At 70.4% G+C, this 14,619-nt stretch carries 13 protein-coding genes and 1 tRNA gene; 6 read left to right on the top strand and 8 right to left on the bottom strand.

What is annotated here, in order from left to right:
* Positions 1-99 precede the first annotated feature (99 nt).
* The 5 genes from IE267_RS30240 to IE267_RS30220 all read left to right on the top strand — a co-directional run bounded on the left by IE267_RS30240 (position 100) and on the right by IE267_RS30220 (position 4,495).
* Complete coding sequence (locus IE267_RS30240; RefSeq protein ID WP_100578591.1) at positions 100-585, top strand: Lrp/AsnC family transcriptional regulator; 486 nt, start codon at positions 100-102, stop codon at positions 583-585.
* A gap of 26 nt (positions 586-611) precedes the next feature.
* Positions 612-1,259, top strand: coding sequence for an ABC transporter permease (locus tag IE267_RS30235; RefSeq protein ID WP_161251885.1), 648 nt, complete (start codon positions 612-614; stop codon positions 1,257-1,259).
* A 157-nt stretch (positions 1,260-1,416) separates the two neighbouring features.
* Positions 1,417-2,619 (top strand): ABC transporter ATP-binding protein, encoded by a 1,203-nt coding sequence (locus IE267_RS30230; RefSeq protein WP_167156163.1) that lies wholly within the window; start codon positions 1,417-1,419, stop codon positions 2,617-2,619.
* Positions 2,616-3,488 carry an ABC transporter permease gene (locus IE267_RS30225; protein ID WP_189765387.1) on the top strand — a complete coding sequence of 291 codons (873 nt, stop codon included), beginning with the start codon at positions 2,616-2,618 and terminating at the stop codon, positions 3,486-3,488. The genes IE267_RS30230 and IE267_RS30225 overlap by 4 nt, the downstream gene beginning before the upstream one ends.
* On the top strand, positions 3,488-4,495 hold the full coding sequence (locus tag IE267_RS30220) for a glycine betaine ABC transporter substrate-binding protein (RefSeq protein WP_167152978.1): 1,008 nt from the start codon (positions 3,488-3,490) through the stop codon (positions 4,493-4,495). The genes IE267_RS30225 and IE267_RS30220 overlap by 1 nt, the downstream gene beginning before the upstream one ends.
* A 49-nt stretch (positions 4,496-4,544) precedes the next feature.
* Here the strand turns inward: IE267_RS30220 and IE267_RS30215 are convergent, their stop codons facing one another.
* The 4 genes from IE267_RS30215 to IE267_RS30200 form a co-directional block, all read right to left on the bottom strand.
* Positions 4,545-5,333, bottom strand: a complete 789-nt coding sequence (locus IE267_RS30215) for a YlbL family protein (protein WP_189765386.1) — start codon at positions 5,331-5,333, stop codon at positions 4,545-4,547.
* Between the two features lie 180 nt (positions 5,334-5,513).
* Complete coding sequence (locus tag IE267_RS30210; protein WP_167152976.1) at positions 5,514-6,158, bottom strand: IclR family transcriptional regulator; 645 nt, start codon at positions 6,156-6,158, stop codon at positions 5,514-5,516.
* Positions 6,159-6,664: 506 nt separating this feature from the next.
* Positions 6,665-8,449 carry a DEAD/DEAH box helicase gene (locus IE267_RS30205; RefSeq protein WP_161251876.1) on the bottom strand — a complete coding sequence of 595 codons (1,785 nt, stop codon included), beginning with the start codon at positions 8,447-8,449 and terminating at the stop codon, positions 6,665-6,667.
* 557 nt (positions 8,450-9,006) lie between these two features.
* On the bottom strand, positions 9,007-10,449 hold the full coding sequence (locus IE267_RS30200; RefSeq protein WP_189765385.1) for an MFS transporter: 1,443 nt from the start codon (positions 10,447-10,449) through the stop codon (positions 9,007-9,009).
* A 182-nt stretch (positions 10,450-10,631) separates the two neighbouring features.
* Between IE267_RS30200 and IE267_RS30195 the strand changes: the two genes are divergently transcribed.
* Positions 10,632-10,706: transfer RNA gene (locus tag IE267_RS30195), tRNA-Cys, on the top strand.
* A gap of 6 nt (positions 10,707-10,712) precedes the next feature.
* Here the strand turns inward: IE267_RS30195 and IE267_RS30190 are convergent.
* The 4 genes from IE267_RS30190 to IE267_RS30175 form a co-directional block, all read right to left on the bottom strand.
* A complete protein-coding gene (locus IE267_RS30190) occupies positions 10,713-11,132 on the bottom strand; it encodes a hypothetical protein (protein WP_189765384.1) in 420 nt (139 codons plus the stop codon).
* 155 nt (positions 11,133-11,287) lie between these two features.
* A complete protein-coding gene (locus tag IE267_RS30185; RefSeq protein WP_189765383.1) occupies positions 11,288-11,851 on the bottom strand; it encodes a hypothetical protein in 564 nt (187 codons plus the stop codon).
* Complete coding sequence (locus IE267_RS30180; RefSeq protein ID WP_189765382.1) at positions 11,848-14,163, bottom strand: DUF6571 family protein; 2,316 nt, start codon at positions 14,161-14,163, stop codon at positions 11,848-11,850. Before IE267_RS30180 ends, IE267_RS30185 begins: the two co-directional genes overlap by 4 nt.
* 20 nt (positions 14,164-14,183) lie before the next feature.
* Positions 14,184-14,546 carry a hypothetical protein gene (locus IE267_RS30175; RefSeq protein WP_167152971.1) on the bottom strand — a complete coding sequence of 121 codons (363 nt, stop codon included), beginning with the start codon at positions 14,544-14,546 and terminating at the stop codon, positions 14,184-14,186.
* Positions 14,547-14,619: the final 73 nt, after the last annotated feature.

Raw genomic sequence — 14,619 nt, 5'->3', positions numbered from 1 at the left:
GCAAGCTGCGCAATAGTTCGCGTTTTCACTGGTCAATCTGCGCAGTGAATGGCCAGTATGAAGGGGCGTTCTGTACACGATGACCATCCGGAGGCGGCCATGTCGATCGATCATTTGGACGGGCGTCTGATCGTGCTGCTCGCCCGGGAGCCCCGCATCGGGGTTCTGGAGGCCTCGCGCCGGCTCGGGGTCGCGCGCGGCACGGTCCAGGCGAGGCTCGACCGGCTTCAGTCGAATGGAGTCATCCGGGGCCTCGGTCCCGATGTCGACCCGGCGGCGCTCGGCTACCCGGTCACCGCCTTCGCGACGCTGGAGATCAAACAGGGCCAGGGGGCGGACGTACGGGCCCACTTGGCGTCCGTGCCCGAGGTCCTCGAACTGCACACCACCACCGGCCAGGGCGACATGCTGTGCCGCCTGGTGGCCCGCTCCAACGCCGATCTCCAACGTGTGATCGACCGGGTTGTCGGTTTTGATGGCATCGTCCGGGCCGCCACGGCGATCGTCATGGAGAACCCGGTCCCGCTGCGGATCATCCCGCTGGTGGAGCAGGCGGCACAGGACTCCGTCCCCGGCGGCGGCTGAGCGGCGACCGACAGGGGTGAGCGCGGATGGGCTTCTGGGACTATCTGTCCAGCAGGCACCAACAACTGCTCACCGATGCCTTTCAGCACGCGAGCGCGGTGTTCCAGTGCATGGTGATCGCGACGGTGCTCGGCATCCTCATCGGGGTGGTGTCCTACCGCAGCGGCTGGGGGTCGGGCCTGGCCATCACCACCACGTCGACGATCCTCACGATCCCCTCGCTCGCCATGATCGGCCTGCTGATCCCGCTGGTCGGCCTGGGCGTGGCCCCCACCGTGGTGACCCTGACGCTGTACGGGCTGCTGCCGATCGTGCGCAACTCGATCGTGGGCCTGCGCGGCGTGGACCCCGCCCTGGTGGACGCGGCCAAGGGCATCGGGATGTCGCGGGCGGCCCGCATGCTGCGGGTCGAACTCCCGCTGGCCTGGCCGCCGATCCTGACCGGCATCCGGGTGTCCACGCAGATGCTGATGGGCATCGCGGCCATCGCCGCGTACGCCTCGGGCCCCGGGCTCGGCAACGAGATCTTCCGCGGCATCGCCTCGCTCGGCAGCGCCAATGCCCTCAACGAGGTGCTCGCCGGCACCCTCGGCATCGTGGTGCTCGCCCTGCTCTTCGACGCGGCGTACGTCCTGATCGGCCGTCTCACCATCCCGAGGGGGATCCGTGTCTGAGCGATCCGAGCACGAACGGTCCGAGCACGAGCGGTCGGCGTACGAACGGTCCGGGTACGGCCGGGGCGAGCACGAGCGGATCGCGGAGGAGCGGACCGAGCACGAGCGGGCCGAGGCCGCGCCCGCGCCGAGCGGCGCCTCGGCCTCCGGGGCCTCCATCCAACTGGAGAACCTCACCAAGCGGTACGCGGGCAACCCCGACCCGTCCGTGGACAACGTCAACATGGAGATCAAGGCGGGCGAGACCGTCATCTTCGTGGGCCCGTCCGGCTGCGGGAAGTCGACCACGCTCAAGATGATCAACAGGCTGATCGAGCCGACGTCCGGCCGCATCCGCATCAACGACGAGGACGTCACCGACATCGACCCGGTGAAGCTGCGCCGCAAGGTCGGCTACGCGATCCAGTCCTCCGGGCTCTTCCCGCACATGACGGTCGCCGAGAACATCGCGCTCGTCCCGAAGATGGTCGGCTGGTCCAAGTCGAAGGTGAAGGACCGCGTCGAGGAGATGCTCGACCTGGTCGGGCTCGACCCGCGCGAGTTCCACGGCCGCTACCCGCGCCAGCTCTCCGGCGGACAGCAGCAACGGGTGGGCGTGGCAAGGGCGTTGGCGGCCGACCCTCCGGTACTCCTGATGGACGAGCCGTTCGGCGCGGTCGACCCGATCACCCGGGACCACCTCCAGGACGAACTGATCCGGCTCCAGCACGAGCTGCACAAGACGATCGTCTTCGTCACCCATGACTTCGACGAGGCGATCAAGCTCGGCGACCGGATCGCGGTGCTGCGCGAACGCTCGCACATCGCCCAGTTCGACACCCCGGAGGCCATCCTCACCAACCCGGCCGACGACTTCGTCTCCGGGTTCGTGGGTGCGGGCGCGGCCCTCAAGCGGCTCAACCTCACCCGCGTACGGGACGTGGAGATGGCCGAGTTCCCCACGGTCACCGTCGACGACCCGCTCCAGTCGATCTTCAACAAGCTGCGCAGCGGCCCGCACAACGAACTGCTCATGCTGGACCGCAGGAACCGCCCCTACAAGTGGCTGCGCCGCGGTGACCTGATGCGCGCCAAGGGTTCGCTGGCGCGGGCCGGGCAGATGGTGCACGACACGGTGACGCGGGACGCGACGCTGCACGACGCCCTGGAGGCCGTGCTCATCGACTCCGGCGGCCGGGTCGCGGTGACCGGGCGGCGCGGTGAATACATCGGCGTCGTCGACATGGAGACGCTGATGAACTCCGTGCACGAACTCCTGGAGGCCGACCGGCTCGCCGCCATCGAGCACCAGCACGACCTCGCCGAGCTCCGCCACCACCAGACCGAACAGGAGCTGGAGGGCGGTGCGGAGAAGCCATGACGCCCAGGAGTCCCGCCCCCGCCGAACGCCCGCCGGGCGAGCACGAGGTCAAGGGCCACGCCTTCCGCGACGAGCTGTCCGACCCGCTCGCCGAGCCCGAGGAAGCGGCGAGCCCGGCGCCCGGCAGACCGGCCCGCCGGATCACCTGGCGCAAGCTGGTCCTCCTGCCGACGGTGGTCGCGGTGGTCCTCGTCCTCACCTACTTCTGGATCACCAACGTCCATCTGGACGCGATCGCGCGGAACTCGATCGACAACGGGAACGTCCGGCTACGGGTGTGGCAGCACGTGAAGCTGACCGCGATCTCCACGTTCTGGGTGCTGATCATCGCGATCCCGCTGGGCATCGCGCTCACCCGGCGCGGGGTGAGCCGGGCGGCCCCGCTGGTCACCGCGATCGCCAACATCGGCCAGGCCACTCCCGCCATCGGCCTCCTCGCCCTCCTGGTGATCTGGCTCGGCATCGGCCCCGGCACCGCGATCGTCGGCATGGTGATCTACGCGGTCCTTCCGGTCCTCTCCAACACGGTGGCCGGTCTGAAGGCGATCGACCCCCAGCTCGTCGAGGCGGCCCGGGGCATCGGCATGTCGGCGCCCGGCACTCTGGGCAAGGTCGAACTGCCGCTCGCGGTACCGCTGATCCTCGCGGGAGTGCGCACCGCGCTCGTCCTCAACGTCGGCACCGCCACGCTCGCCACCTTCGGCGGCGGCGGCGGGCTCGGCGACCTGATCACCTCGGGCATCCAGACCCAGCGCATGCCGGTCCTGGTGCTCGGCTCGATCCTGACCGTGGCGCTCGCCCTGCTCGTGGACTGGCTGGCCTCGCTGGCCGAACTGGCGCTGACCCCGCGCGGACTGGAGGTGGAGTGATGCGGCACCCGCGTCGACACCGGCGCCGACACCCGCGTACGGCTCTGGCCGCCGCCGCAGGCTCGCTCGCGCTGCTCGCCACCCTGGCCGGCTGCGGGCTCAAGTCCGGCTCGCCGATGGTGGACGACGTGGTGCCCGGCTCGCTCGGCAAGGGCCTGCCCCTCAAGGGGGCGTCCCTCACGGTCACGTCGAAGAACTTCAGCGAGAACATCATCCTGGGCCAGATGGTCGGCCTGGTCTTCAAGGCGGCCGGCGCCGAGGTCCTGGACCGCACCAACCTGCCCGGCTCGATCAGCGCCCGCGAAGCGATCGTGAAGGGCGACGCGGACGCGATGTACGAGTACACCGGCACGGCCTGGATCACCTATCTGGGCAACAGCAAGCCGATCGTCGACCCGCAGGCGCAGTGGCGGGCGGTGCGCGACGCCGACCGGAAGAACGGCGTGACCTGGCTGCCCCAGTCGACGCTCAACAACACCTATTCGCTGGGCATCAGCCAGGCCAACAACGCCAAGTACCACCTCAGGACGCTCTCGGACGTGGCCGCGTTGGCGAAGAAGGACCCTTCGGCGGTGACGATCTGCGTGGAGAACGAGTTCGCCTCGCGCGAGGACGGGCTGCCGGGCATGGAGAAGGCGTACGGGATGTCGATCCCCGCCTCCAACATCCAGAAGATGGACGCCGGGATCATCTACACCCAGGTGTCCAAGTCCAGCTCCTGCCTGCTCGGCGAGGTGTTCACCACCGACGGCCGCATCAAGGCGATGAACCTGGCGACCGTCGAGGACGACAAGCACTTCTTCCCCAACTACAACGCGGCGCCCGAGCTGCACAGCAAGACGTACGACAAGTACCCCGCGATCGCAGGCCTGTTGGACCCGCTCAGCGCCAAGCTGACCACCCAGGTGGCCCGGGACCTGAACGCCAGGGTCGACGTCGGCGGCCAGGACCCGCACGACGTGGCGCTCGACTGGCTGGTCCGGGAAGGGTTCATCAAGAAGGGGTGAGCCGGGAACGCGGCGGGCGTGGACCGGCGGGCCCCGGACGCGGACGCCGTCAGCAGGACGGGACCGGGTCGCCCTTCTGCAGCGCCCGGAGCGCGGACACCGCACCCTTCAGGGTGGTCACGGGGACCAGGCGCAGCCCCTTGGGCAGCTCCGACTCGGCGTCCGAGCACTCGGCCTTCGGCACGAGGAAGACGGTCGCCCCGTCCCGGGCCGCGGCCTGCGTCTTGAGCGCGACCCCGCCGACCGCGCCGACGTCCCCGCTGTCGCTGATCGTCCCCGTACCGGCGATGGTGCGGCCGCCGGTGAGGTCCTCGCCGGAGCCGTTGCCGTTCAGCTTGTCGATGATCCCCAGGGTGAAGAGCAGCCCGGCGCTCGGGCCGCCGACGTCGGCCAGGTGCAGCTCGACCTTGACCTTGTCGGGGCTCAGGCCGAGGTAGCCGAGGGCCGCGACGGAGGCGGCGTCCTGCGACTGCTTCATCTGGGCCTGGTTGTGCGCCGAGATCTCCTTCTCGCTGCCGCCGCCCGGGTAGACGGAGTCGCGCGGCATCACGGCCCGGTCGGTACGGAACCAGCCGTCGACGACGTCGGAGATGCCGACGTCCTGGTTGGGCCCGGTGGCCACGATGGTGGTCATCCGCAGCTGCCCGGTGGTCGGGCGGGTGGGCGCCCCCGAAATGGTGATCACCGGCTTGCCCTCGTCGTTCCCGAGCACGTTCGCGGTCGGCCCCGGCTGCGCCACCGCGAACGGCAGCGGCGCGAAGCAGGCCACGGCGAGCAGCGCGACGACCGGTGCGGCGCCGATGGCGAGGTTGCGGAGGCGGGAGTGACGAGTGAGCACGCCACCAATCTATCCGTACCCGCCCGGCCGCCCGGGCCGGGTGCGGCCGGGCCCGGGGTGCGGACCGGCTCGCGCGTCGGCGCATGCCTGGGCACGTGCCTCGGTACGTGCTGCCTCGGCCCATGCCTGGGCACGTGCCTCGGTACGGGCCCAGGCGCACGCGTCAGCACACGCCCGGGCTCAGCGCAGGGCGTCGGCGACTTCCTTCGCCGCGTCGACGACCCGGGGGCCGACCCGTTCGGGTACGGCGTCCGCGAGCATCACCACGCCCACGCTGCCCTCTATCCCAGTGACCCCGACCAGCGGCGCCGCCGCTCCGCTCGCCCCGGCCTCCAACTCGCCGTGGGTGAGCGTGAAGCCCGGCTCGTCGAGGCCTCCGGCCTGGCGGGCGGCGAGGATCGCCCGGCCGGCCGCGCCCTTGTCCAGGGGGTGGCGGAACCCGGCCCGGTAGGCCACGTGGTAGTCCGTCCAGGTCGGCTCGACCACGGCCACGGCGAGCGCGTCCGAGCCGTCGACGAGGGTCAGGTGGGCGGTCGCGCCTATGTCCTCGGCGAGCGAGCGCAGCGCGGGCAGCGCGGCCTCGCGGACCAGCGGGTGCACCTGGCGGCCCAGACGCAGCACCCCGAGTCCGACCCGGGCGCGGCCACCCAGGTCACGGCGGACGAGGGCGTGCTGCTCCAGGGTCGCGAGCAGGCGGTAGACGACCGTGCGGTTGACGCCGAGCTTGTTGGACAACTCGGTGACCGTCAGGCCGTGGTCGGTGTCGGCGAGCAGCTTGAGGACACGTAGTCCCCGGTCGAGCGTCTGGGAGGTCTCCGCGGTCACGACACCCACTCCTTTAGTGGTGAGTCGCGGCGGCACTCTCACGTGGTTCGCGGCACCGGTCCCATCGGCATCGCGCGCAGAGCCCGCCGGCGAGCCCAAGGCACCGGCTGCGCTCCGCGGCGACGCTGCCACGGGGCGTTTGCATGGCGGGGACAGTAGCGAGCGGACACCGCTCAGCGGAAGACCTCGTCCAGAATCCGGGCGCCGCCGGAATTCCGGAACCGGCGGAATGGACGGAACCACCCCGGCAGATGGACAAATAAGGCCCGTGGCCGACGAATTTGGTCCCTGTTCGCGCACCTTCGGGACCTAAGTCCGTCTTAACGGGGACCTTGGGCGACCGACACGGATTTGCCGGGACATTACTGTGGCAGACGTCCGAGGGGCGTCCGTGGGGGCCGGTCCTCGTACACATCACGATCCCTTGGGATCAGATCCCGAACGGGGCCCGGCAACGCACGCCGGGCCCCGTTCGCCGTGCCGGGGGCGTCCTCGGACCGATCCTGCTACTTCATGCGGGTGGCCCACTCCTGGACCTTCTTGATCCGCTCGCGGAGCTGCCCGGCCGTGGCCTCCGCGCTCGGCGGGCCGCCGCAGACCCGGCGCAGCTCGGTGTGGATCACTCCGTGCGGCTTGCCGCTCTGGTGGACGTACGCGCCGACCATCGTGTTCAGCGACTTGCGGAGCTCAAGCAGTTCCTTGTGCGAGACGACGGGGCGACGCTCGGCGGGCATCTCCAGGAGGTCCGCCTGCTCGGCCGGCTTCTGGCGGCTGTGCGCGATCTGCCGGGCCTGGCGCTTCTGCAGCAGCATCTGCACCTGGTCGGGTTCGAGCAGCCCCGGAATGCCGAGATAGTCCTGCTCCTCCTCGCTTCCCGGATGAGCCTGCATGCCGAATTCGGCGCCGTTGTACATGACCCGGTCGAAGACGGCATCGGATTCGAGGGCCTCGAAGGGGAGCATGTCGTCCCCGGTGTCCTCGTCCTCCTGCTTGTTCGCCTCGTCCATTTCCTGTTCGGACTCGGCGTACGGGTCTTCTTCCTCGCCGTCCTTCTTCGGCTTGTCGAGCACGTGGTCGCGCTCGACTTCCATCTCGTTCGCGAAGCCGAGGAGCATCGGAATGGTGGGCAGGAAAACGGAGGCGGTCTCGCCGCGCCGCCTCGACCGCACGAAACGGCCGACGGCCTGGGCGAAGAAGAGGGGCGTCGAAATGGTGGTCGCGTACACGCCGACGGCCAGGCGCGGGACGTCGACGCCCTCCGACACCATGCGGACGGCGACCATCCACCGGTCGTCGCCCTCGGCGAACTCGTCGATCCGTTTCGACGCGCCGGTGTCGTCGGACAGGACGACGGTCGCCTTGGAACCGGTGATCTCGCGGATCAGCTTCGCGTAGGCGCGGGCCGAGTCCTGGTCGGAGGCGATGACGAGGGCGCCGGCGTCCGGGATCGCCTTGCGGACCTCGGTCAGGCGCTGGTCGGCGGCGCGCAGCACGTTGGGCATCCAGTCGCCGCGCGGGTCGAGCGCGGTGCGCCAGGCCTGCGAGATGGCGTCCTTGGTCATGGGCTCGCCGAGCCGGGCGGCGATCTCGTCCCCGGCCTTGGTGCGCCAGCGCATGTTGCCGCTGTAGCTCATGAATATGACCGGCCGCACGACACCGTCGGCGAGCGCGTTGCCGTAGCCGTACGTGTAGTCGGCGGAGGAACGCCGGATGCCGTCGTTGCCCTCCTCGTACGAGACGAAGGGGATGGGGTTGGTATCGGACCGGAAGGGGGTGCCGGTGAGCGCGAGCCGCCGGGTGGCCGGGTCGAACGCTTCGAGGCAGGCCTCGCCCCACGACTTGGAGTCACCGGCGTGGTGGATCTCGTCGAGGATCACCAGGGTCTTGCGCTGCTCGCACCGGTTGCGGTGCAGCATCGGACGCACTCCGACACCGGCGTAGGTGACGGCGACCCCGTGGTACTCCTTGCTCAGCGGCCCGGCGCTGTAGTCCGGGTCGAGCTTGATGCCGACCCGGGCGGCCGCGTCCGACCACTGCTTCTTGAGGTGCTCGGTCGGCGCGACGACGGTGATCTGCTGCACGACGTGGTGGTGCAGCAGCCACGACGCGAGCGTCAGCGCGAAGGTCGTCTTGCCTGCGCCGGGGGTGGCGACGGCGAGGAAGTCGCGCGGCTGCTCCTGGACGTACCTCTCCAGAGCACCCTGCTGCCAGGCACGCAGCTTGTTGGCGGTGCCCCAGGGGGCACGGCCGGGGAAGGCGGGTGAGAGGTGGTGGGAGGCGGTAGTAGTCACGGTCTCCGGTTCGGGTCTCTCGGTGTACGGGATTCTCGGGCATCCGGGCCGGGGGCCCGGCGGGGCTTACGTACGACAACCGGGCCACCTTACCGGCGCGGGGTCCGGTACCCGACGGATCGCCTCCCGGCGGGGCGGGGGTGAGAGCGGGCTCACAGGAATTTCCGGGGCTTGGCCCCGGGACCCCGGGGGGTTTGCCCACCCGCCCGCCCCTTGCCCGGGGTTGAAGGGCCCAGCCCCCCGGGGCCCCACCCCAGGCCCCGATCGCGCCTCAAGGGCGCTCGTCCTCAAACTCCCCCAAGGCCTCAAGGGCCAGGGAACCCCAATGACGGGCCGGGAATGCCTCTGCCGGCCGGCGCCGAGGCCTTCGGGGTCACCTACAGGGGCGCGGGGAACTGCGCGACCAGCCACGCACGATCCGCACCCGGACAAGCGGGGCCCGGGGCGCAGCCCCTTGAATCTCACCCCCACTCCACCTCCCCCATTCCGCCCCGGGAGGGTTGCGGGAAGGGGCGGGGAGGGGCACACCCCGGGCCCGGGGCAGAACCCAGCGCCGCTCACACCCCCCGGACCCGCCCCGCGACGAACGCCCCGGCCAGCGCCACCACCCCCATCGGCAGGAACACCACCAGGAACGCCCCCGGATGCGAGGCCGACGCCGCCGCACCGGACACCGCGCCCCCGCCCAGCGCCGCGAACCCCGCCCCGCCCGCCGCGAGCAGCAGCACGTTGGACAGCCCGTCCGAGATCTGGAGGGCGGCCGAGTTGGCCCCCGCCTCGTGCGGGGCCGAGAGCTTCAGGAGCAGCACGCTCGTCGAGGCGATCACCATGCCCATGCCGAAGCAGCCCACGCCCCAGGCCACGCCGACCACCCACACCGGCACCGCCTCGACGAGCACGCTCGGCGCGGCCACGATCGCGAGGGCGACGAGGACCATCCCGACCACCATCAGCCGCTCCCGGTACGCCTCCATCCGGGGCCGGGCCTGGACGTACGAGCCCAGCGCCCAGGTGGCCCCGCCGACGGCCAGCGAGAGCCCGGCCATCGTGGGCGTCAATCCCCGCTGGGTGACCAGCATCAACGGCACGAACGACTCGGCCGCGATGAACGACCCCGCCGCGAACCCGCGCAGCAGCACCACGGCCGGCAGCCCGCGCGCCGCCCGCCAGGTGCCGTGCGGCAGCAGCGCCCGCCGCCCGACGACGGCCGGTCCGAGCAGGGCCGCCCCCGCCACGAACGGCAGCAGCGACAGCCACCTCAGCTCCTGCCCCGCGTACTGCAGCAGCCCGGCGCCGACCGAGACCGCGAGGGCCAGCCTGATCCGGCGCCGCTCGAACGGCGCGGGCGGCTCCGACGGGTCGGCGGGCCCCGCCGCCATCCGCCGCGTCGCGGGCAGCGCGAGCGCCAGCGGGAACACCACGAGCACCGGGATTCCGATGAACACCCAACGCCAGCCCAGCTGTTCGGTGACCGTCCCCGCCACCAGCGGCCCGACCACCGAGGGCACCACCCACCCCGCCGCGAACGCCGCCATGATCGTCGGCTGGAGGCGCGCGGGGTAGGCCCGGCCCATGACGACGTACAGCGCGACGATCACGAGCCCGCCGCCGAGGCCCTGCACGGCCCGGCCCGCGATGAACGTCCACATGTTCAGCGCGGTCCCGGACAGCAGCAGCCCCACCGCGAACCCCGACATCCCGACAGCCAGCGCCCCGAGCGGCCCGCGCCGGTCGGCCCACTGCCCCGCGACGACCATGCCGAACAGGCTCGTCGTGAAGTACGCGGAGAAGGCGAAGGCGTACAGCGAGACCCCGTCGAGCTCGCGCGCCGCGACGGGCATGGCGGTCCCGACGGCGGTCGCCTCGAACGCGACGAGCAGCACGACGGTGATGATCCCGAAGCTCAGCGCACGATGCTCCCGCCCGAGAATCCCGCCTTCGGCGACGCCTCCGGAGGGGAGGTCGGCGAGGCGGATGTCGGACGGTTCAAGGGCGCTCATCCGCCCAGAGTAAGAGGCGTACCCCGCTCTGGCCCCTGTCGAAGGACCGGACTCCGGCTACGCCGATGGTCGTAGTCCCAAGCCCCCCCGTGAACGCAACATGGCAGTCACATTGCAGCCCGCCCGCCCCTCTTCCCCTCCCCCGGCCCGCCCCCTACGTTCGTACCAACGCACCAGCACACGGCCGTGTGCCCGAGTGGTTCAGGGGCTCGCCTGCAAAGCGAGTTACGTGGGTTCGATTCCCGCCACGGCCTCCAATTGCCTTATCTGTTTGCGCACTTGAGCCTCTGCTTGGCGAACTGCGCATATTGCTGCAGCAGTCCGGTCAGGACCTCCCTGGTACGTGGCGTGTCCGGGGCCCGATCGGTCGTGAGCTCCAGCTCGACGTACTTCTGCGACGCCGGAAGCGCGGGCCCCCTCGGCAGGTCCGGGCGCTCGCACAGGAAGACCGTGCCGGCGCCCCTGCCCCAGACGAGCCCTTCGTCACCGGCCTGGACCGGCGTCCCGTGTACGCGCGCATAGCCATTCCATTCGGTGCCCTTGCCACTGTTCCTGCGCTCGACAGAGGCTATGAAGGCAGCGTGATCGTCGACGAACAGCGTGCAGTAGGCGCTGCCCTGTCTCTCGAATACGTCGAAGGGGCTGTCATTCCTTTGGGAGGCCGAGTCACCGTTCGGGAGCAAGGGCACTAGAGAAGGCCCCGTGAACGCCCCCCCAGCAAAGGCTGTTGGGAATGCTCGGCACGGACGGCTTATGGGAGCAACCGCTCAGCATGAGGAGCAGTAGGCCGACCACCCCAGCACAGGTCACAGGCGATCCGCGCCGACCTCGAACAGCGCTACGCATTACTGCACTTCAGCTTGTGCTTGGCGAACTGCGCATATTGCTGCAGCAGTCCGGTCAGGACCTCCCTGGTACGTGGCGTGTCCGGGGCCCGATCGGTCGTGAGCTCCAGCTCGACGTACTTCTGCGACGCCGGAAGCGCGGGCCCCCTCGGCAGGTCCGGGCGCTCGCACAGGAAGACCGTGCCGGCGCCCCCGCTCCAGACGTGCCCCTCGTCACCGGCCTGAACCGGCGTCCCATGCTTCTGCACGTAACGGTTCCATTCGGTGCCCTTGCCGCTATTCCTCCGCTCGGCCTGGACGACCAGGGCAGCGTGGTCGTCTACGAACAGCGAGCAGTACGTGTTGCTCTGCTTTTCGAACACGTCGAAGGGGAGCTCGTTCCGCTGATAGGCCGACTCACCATTCGGAAGGAGCGGCACGACGGAACTGCCGACGAACGCACCCCAGCACAAACTCTGGGGAATGCTCGGCACGGACGGCTCTTGCGAGCAGCCGCACAACAGCAACAGCAGACCGACCGCAGCGGCGACGACCGGCCTGGTACCGGTGCGTATCATTCGCCACCGCCCCGGGGCGTTCGCGCCCTGGTGGCACTACGCCCGGCGGCGTACGCGTCGGCGATGCCGGTGGACGCGGTCCCCTCGAATTCCTTGACGTCCCGCTCCTCCAGGCCCGCGCTGAGCCCCGCGCTGCGCACCGCGTTCGCGGCGGACTGCTTGGCGTTCGTCTCAGCCGTCGTGTAGGCGGCCCCGGCTTCCTGGCTGGCCTTGTCCGACGAGTTCTGCTTGGCTTCATCCACCAGGCGTTCGGAGATGTCCTCCTTGAGCCAGCCGACTGCGTCGCCTCCGACAGGCAGCAACTCGATGTACTTGCCGCCCACCGAGTCGATGACCCTGTTCACCCACTTGGACTTGTCCTCGACGGCCTTGTTGAACTCCTCGTCGTCGGCGGCCTGCTTCTCATAGACGGCTTCCACCCGCGCCTCGGCCATCATCCCGGCGATCTGGCCACCCGGATGCACCGCGTTGCGGACCGCCTCGCCCACGTCGCGGCCGTGGTTCTCGGGGTGGGCGAAGACATCTCGTACCAGGAGCGTCGTATAGGCCTGCTGGGCGTTGGTGATCGCGCCGTACGCTCCGGGGTCCTGCGCGACAACGCCGAGGAACTGCCCCACCTGAGCCCTGTTGAACTCCGCGAGCACCCCGAACGGCTTGGCCTGGTGTGCGCCGTTTTCCGAGATGGCCTGCAAATCCGGCATGTACTCGGCCGCCATGTTCCCGAAGTGCCCCGCCAGACCGGACAGTTTGCCGGGGGTGCCGTCTTCGCTGTCCTTCATCAGGCCGGGGTCCGAGCCGATCTTCTCGACGACCTGCTCCATCACATGGGACATGGCCGCCGTGTGTTCGACCGGCCGGGCGTCGGTGTCGCCGGGGGTGCGGCCGGTGACCGCCGCCTCCAGGGCGTTGCCCATCGCCGACTGGAACGGGGTGGTCTCGCCGGCGCCCCCCACCGTGTCGTACCAGTCGTCGGACGGACTCTTGTCCAGCAGGTAGTCGACCATGCCGAGGGCCGAAGGCCTGCCCTCGTCGTCCTTGACCGTCACCGGCCGGTCGTCGGTGGTGACGATGCCGTTGCCGTCGGTGTCCTCGCGCACCGGCTCGTTGAAGAACTCGGACGCCACCCGCGGGTTGTTGCTCATGGCCGTCATCAGCCCGGTCAGCGGGTCGAGACCCCGGCCGCCCTCCTTGTCGAGGTTGAAGGCCATCGCGGCGTTGTACGGCATGGCCTCCTGGAAGGCCTTCGGGTGCTGGTGCTCGAAGCCCACCATGTCGCGGGCGACGGGCAGCAGGAACTCCCTGTCGTACGTGCCGTGCCGCAGCAGCGCGCCGAGCGCCTGGTAGCCGTACACCCGGGTGGTGACACCGGCGAACCCGCCGACGTCGATCGGCTTGCGGCCGGCCCGCATCAGGGCGAGCGTCCAGGTCGGGTCGAGGTGGCCCGGGGTGCGGGGGTTGGTGGCCAGGCCGAGCATCGGGCCCAGGTCGTCCTGGATGTGGCGGACGGAGGCGACCCGGTCCGCGCCGGCCGGACCGAGACCCGTCGAGTCGAGCGACAGCCTGGCGTAGAACTCAAGCGCGCCGTCGGGGCCCATGCGCCGGTAGAAGGCGGTGGAGAACGCGGGGTCCCCGCGACGGTCGTCGAGCAGCTCCTGGAGCTGCTTGAGCGCCTCCGGGTTGCGGGCGGTCCCACCGTCGCCGGTGACCTTCTTCGCGAGGTCGGCGGCGCGCGCGGCCTCCTCGTCGGCGAGACCGGCGAACTTCGGCGCGCTGAAGTCGTGGGCGTCGGTGACGTTCCCGGCCAGCGCGAGGCGCAGCGCCTCGTCCGCTTCGTCGCACGTCTCGACCGCGGCCCTGACGCGCTGCTGCCACGCCTCCACGGCGCTGTTCTGCTTCTGGAGCGCCTTCGGGTACTCGGGGTCGTGGCGGGCCGCGGTGTCGTCCTGGAGCGGATGACGTGCGGTGGCGGTCCCGGACGCGTCGATCACGATGCCGTTCGTCTCGGCTCCGTCCGCGATCGCCCGAAGTTCGTCCCTGGCCTTCTTGAACGCGCCGTATCCGTCGAGCAGCACCTGGTGGACGCCCGCGGCCTCCTTGGCCGCGTCGTCGAACTCCTTGGCCGTACGGGTGATGAACTCGCGGGTGACGACCGCGTTCACCCCTGCCCAGGAGGCCCGGTCGGCGTGCGCGCGCATGCCGTCGTGAGCCTCCCGGGCCAGCTTTCCGAGGCGGGTCGCCATCTCCGACCAGTCGTCGGCCGCCGTCTTCAGCTTGTCCACCGGAGCGTTCAGGACATCCGTGTACGTCAGCATGAACCCCTGTCCCCCCGCCCCTACTTGAGGTATCCGCTGATCACGGAGACGGGCGCCAGCGAGCCGAGGACCGCGGTGTCGTCCTTGGCGTGCTGGGCGACCGAGTAATCGAGGTGGTTGGAGATCTGCGCGCAGGCGTCCTTCAGCGTGGAGAACTGGCTCTGCCACAGGTCGTGGACGCGCATCAGGGCGTCGCCGCTCCCGAAGTTGTCGGCGCTCAGCGCACGCGCCGCCTCGAAGGTGGACTGCCGGGCATGGTCGCCGTCCACCCGCAGGGCGTCGTACAGCTTGTGGGCGTCCCCGCCGACCACTCCGAGGTCGTCGGCGTGCGCGACCAGGTCCGAACCGCCACGCCCCTGGGCCCCGACCGATCCTGACGCCATCCCCAACTCCCTTGCCCCGTAACGCCATTACCGTCTCTTTGCCAGCAGCATAAGGGAAGGAGACCCTGCGGGT

It is taken from the genome of Streptomyces xanthochromogenes, from assembly GCF_014650455.1.
GTDB lineage: Bacteria > Actinomycetota > Actinomycetes > Streptomycetales > Streptomycetaceae > Streptomyces > Streptomyces xanthochromogenes.
Note: the sequence above shows the minus strand (reverse complement) of the source record. Positions and strands in the feature narration are given on the sequence as shown.

What these genes read in the sequence shown, in the direction of transcription:
- IE267_RS30240 (WP_100578591.1), top strand. Translation starts at nt 100, where the DNA reads ATGTCGATCGATCATTTGGACGGGCGTCTGATCGTGCTGCTCGCCCGG.
- IE267_RS30235 (WP_161251885.1), top strand. Translation starts at nt 612, where the DNA reads ATGGGCTTCTGGGACTATCTGTCCAGCAGGCACCAACAACTGCTCACC.
- IE267_RS30225 (WP_189765387.1), top strand. Translation starts at nt 2,616, where the DNA reads ATGACGCCCAGGAGTCCCGCCCCCGCCGAACGCCCGCCGGGCGAGCAC.
- IE267_RS30220 (WP_167152978.1), top strand. Translation starts at nt 3,488, where the DNA reads ATGCGGCACCCGCGTCGACACCGGCGCCGACACCCGCGTACGGCTCTG.
- IE267_RS30200 (WP_189765385.1), bottom strand. Translation starts at nt 10,449, where the DNA reads ATGAGCGCCCTTGAACCGTCCGACATCCGCCTCGCCGACCTCCCCTCC.
- IE267_RS30185 (WP_189765383.1), bottom strand. Translation starts at nt 11,851, where the DNA reads ATGATACGCACCGGTACCAGGCCGGTCGTCGCCGCTGCGGTCGGTCTG.
- IE267_RS30180 (WP_189765382.1), bottom strand. Translation starts at nt 14,163, where the DNA reads ATGCTGACGTACACGGATGTCCTGAACGCTCCGGTGGACAAGCTGAAG.
- IE267_RS30175 (WP_167152971.1), bottom strand. Translation starts at nt 14,546, where the DNA reads ATGGCGTCAGGATCGGTCGGGGCCCAGGGGCGTGGCGGTTCGGACCTG.